The 3,478-nt window shown below is 74.9% G+C and carries 4 protein-coding genes; 2 read left to right on the forward strand and 2 right to left on the reverse strand.

Annotated elements, in window-relative coordinates; all coding sequences use genetic code 11:
- Positions 1–232 (reverse strand): coenzyme F420-0:L-glutamate ligase (locus tag A6R01_RS11145; RefSeq protein ID WP_292605834.1); only part of this gene is annotated, 232 nt, incomplete at its 3' end.
- The gene (gene cofD, locus A6R01_RS11150; RefSeq protein WP_292605836.1) at positions 229–1,260 is read right to left on the reverse strand and encodes a 2-phospho-L-lactate transferase; all 1,032 of its coding nucleotides are present in this window, start codon (positions 1,258–1,260) and stop codon (positions 229–231) included. The genes A6R01_RS11145 and cofD, both read right to left, overlap by 4 nt.
- A gap of 162 nt (positions 1,261–1,422) precedes the next feature.
- Between cofD and A6R01_RS11155 the strand changes: the two genes are divergently transcribed.
- The gene (locus tag A6R01_RS11155; RefSeq protein WP_179530285.1) at positions 1,423–1,677 is read left to right on the forward strand and encodes a WhiB family transcriptional regulator; all 255 of its coding nucleotides are present in this window, start codon (positions 1,423–1,425) and stop codon (positions 1,675–1,677) included.
- A 113-nt stretch (positions 1,678–1,790) separates the two neighbouring features.
- The coding region (locus A6R01_RS11160) for a glycosyltransferase (protein ID WP_292605838.1) at positions 1,791–3,478 on the forward strand (1,688 nt) is incomplete at its 3' end.

Raw genomic sequence — 3,478 nt, forward strand, 5'->3', positions numbered from 1 at the left:
CCCGGGCACCGGGCGCGGCGAGCTCCTCGGCCAGCGCGGTGTCGCGGTCGCCGCGGCGGCTGCGGCCCTCGGCCTTGCTCACGACCTTGCTGGTCACCAGCACCACGTCACCGTCGCGGAGGGGGCCGTGCGGCGAGGCGGCCAGCGCGTCGACGAGCAGCGCCGCGAGGTCCGTGCCCTCGCCGACCTCACCGACGCCGTCCGGCGCCAGCACCTCGAGCCGACCGCTCACGCGGGCTCCCCCGGTGTCACCAGCGAGACGGCGGCGGCCGCCATCGCGGCGGTCGCGTCGGGGTCGGTCATCATCAGCGGCACCGCCGCCGCCCGGAGGCCGGCCTCGTGCAGGACCGGCACGGCGGCCTCGTCCCGGGAGTCCACCAGCCACCCGTCCAGGACCCCACCGCGCGAGCGCGCGCCGTAGTGGCGGCCCACACCGGCGGCGCTGACCTCCACGCCGATGCTGGTGAGCATCTGCTCGGCCATGCCGCGCACGTGCGTGCCGCCGACGATGGGGGAGAGGCCGACCACGCGGGCCGAGGTGTCCCGGACGGCTGCACGCAGGCCCGGCACGCCGAGGATCGTGCCGACGGAGACGACGGGGTTCGACGGCGGCAGCACGACCAGGTCGGCGTCGCGGATCGCGTCGAGGACGCCCGGTGCCGGGGTCGACCGGTCCAGACCGACCATGACGACGGTCTCGGCCGGCACGGACGCGCGCAGGCGGATCCAGTACTCCTGGAAATGCACGACGCGTCGACCGCTGGGCTCGGACCCGTCGGCGACCGCCACGTGGGTCTCGACCCGGTCGTCGGTCATCGGCAGCAGCCGCAGCCCCTCGCCGTACGTCGGCGTCAGCCAGCGGCGGCACAGCGCCTCGGTCACCGCGGAGAGCGGGTAGCCGGCCTCGAGCATCTGGGTGCGGACCAGGTGGGTCGCCACGTCGCGGTCGCCGAGCCCGAACCACGTCGGCTCGACGCCGTACTCGGCCAGCTCGGTGCGGACGCTCCAGGTCTCCTCGCGGCGGCCCCACCCGCGCTCGGGGTCGATGCCGTCGCCGAGGGTGTACATCACGGTGTCGAGGTCGGGGCACACCTTGAGCCCGTGGACCCAGATGTCGTCGGCGGTGTTGGCCACCACGGTGACGCGCGCGTCGGGGGAGACCCCGGGCAGCGTCCCGCCGCGGACACCGTGCAGCAGGCCCTGCAGGAACCGGGCGCCGCCCATGCCGCCGGACAGGACCGTGATGCGACTGATCTGCATGCCCTCACTCTGCCGCAGCAGCGCACGAGGGTGCCGGGCGGGTGGTGACAGGGACCAATACCAGACTTCCGCTTGACGACAGTGCTACGACAGGCATGTAATTCCAACAGTGTTCTTCGGTGCCGGACGAGGAGCACACCAGGGTCGAAAGGGCGTTGAGCCATGAGAGAGCTGTTTCTGCTCGAGGCGGAGACCGAGGAAGGGTCGTGGCAGGAGCGCGCACTGTGCGCTCAGACCGACCCGGAGGCGTTCTTCCCCGAGAAGGGTGGATCCACCCGCGAGGCCAAGAAGGTCTGCCTCACCTGCGAGGTGCGCCAGGACTGCCTGGAGTCCGCACTGAGCAACGACGAGCGCTTCGGGATCTGGGGCGGGCTCTCCGAGAGGGAGAGGCGCAAGCTCAAGAAGCGCGCAGTCTGAGGTGAGCGTGGCCCCGGTCCTGGTGACCGGGGCCGCTCGCATTTGGGCCGCTCGCGTTGAGGGCCGCTCGCGTTTAGGAGGGCCCGGAGGGGCTCGCGCTACTGTCTCCGATCGTGTCCGGGGCAGGTCAGGGGGCGGTCGCCGCCCTCGTGGTGAGCCACGACGGCGCCCGCTGGCTGCCCGTCGTGATCGACGGCCTGCGCGCCCAGACCCGGGCCCCGGACCGTGTCGTCTGCGTCGACACCGGCAGCCGCGACGAGGGGCCCGACCTCCTCGAGGCGGCCTTCGGCGCCGTGCGGTCCGCTCCGGCCGGCACCAGCTACCCCGAAGCGGTGCGCCTGGGCCTGGAGGAGGTGGGCGACGCGGAGTGGCTCTGGCTCCTCCACGACGACTCCACCCCGGCCCCCGACGCCCTCGCGCAGCTGCTCGCCGCCGCCGAGGCGCACCCCGAGGCCGACCTGCTCGGCCCCAAGCTGCGTGAGTGGCCCTCGCTGCGGCGCCTGCTCGAGGTCGGCGTCACGATCTCCGGCACCGGCCGCCGGGAGACCGGTCTCGAGCGCGGTGAGTACGACCAGGGCCAGCACGACGACGTGCGCCGCGTCCTGGCCGTCAACAGCGCCGGCATGCTCGTGCGCCGTGAGGTCTTCGAGGCCCTCGGCGGTTTCGACGACCACCTGCCGGTCTTCGGCAACGATCTCGACCTGGGCTGGCGCGCCGCGGCCGCCGGCCACACCACGCTGGTCGTGCCGCAGGCCGTGGTCTTCCACGCCGAGGCCGCGCACCGCGGGGTGCGGCGGACCCCGCTGACCGGCAGGCACACGCACTTCCAGGAGCGACGGGCCGCGCTGTTCACGCTGCTGGCCAACAGCCCGACGCGGGCGTTGCCGTTCCAGGCGGTGAGGCTGACCCTCGGCACCGTGCTGCGGGCCCTCGGCTTCCTGCTGGTGCGCTCGCCCGGGGAGGCGCTCGACGAGCTGGCGGCGCTGGTGTCGCTGCGGCCCCGCACGATCCTGCGGGCCCGACGCAGGCGCCAGGACGGCGCCGACGTACGTCCGCTGCTGGCGCCGTGGTGGCTGCCCTACCGCCACGGTCTCGACGTCGTGGGCGGGGTGGTGGCCGCCGCCGGCAACCAGGCCGCCGACGTCGCGGAACGGCGGCGCATCGCCGCCGCCGAGCGCGACCCCGAGTCCTTCGCGGCCCGCCGGACCGTGGAGGAGGACGACGTCCTCGAGGCCGACTCCGGCTGGGTCGCCCGGTTCCTGTCCAACCCCGTCGCCGTCGTCCTGGCGCTCGTGGTGCTGGTCAGCGTGGTGGGTGCCCGTGCGGCGTTCGGCCCCGTGACCGGTGGCGCGCTGTCCCCGGCCCCGGAGGGCGTGGGCGACTGGTGGCGCCTCCACCTGGAGTCGTGGCACCCCCTCGGGGCGGGCACCGCGGTGCCCGCTCCGCCGTACCTCCTGCCGATGGCCCTGCTCGGCACCCTCCTCGGCGGCAGTGCGACCGCCGCGGTCTCCGCGCTGCTGCTCCTGGCGGTGCCGGTGTCCCTGTGGGGGGCCTGGCGGCTGCTGCGGCTGATCGGTCGCCTGGTGTCCCCGCGCGGCCTGCCGCGCTGGCTGCTGCTGTGGGGTGCGGTCGTCTACGCGCTCGTGCCCGCGACCAGCGGTGCCTGGGGGCAGGGACGCCTCGGCGTGGTGGCCGCGGTGGCCGTCCTGCCCTGGTTGGCCCACGCCGCCGTCGGGTTCGCCGACCCCGAGCCCGACCGGCGCTGGCGCGCGGCCTGGCGCAGCGAGCCGTCGCGCAGCCG

Source organism: Nocardioides sp. REDSEA-S30_B4 (assembly GCF_001627265.1).
Taxonomy (GTDB): Bacteria; Actinomycetota; Actinomycetes; order Propionibacteriales; family Nocardioidaceae; genus Nocardioides.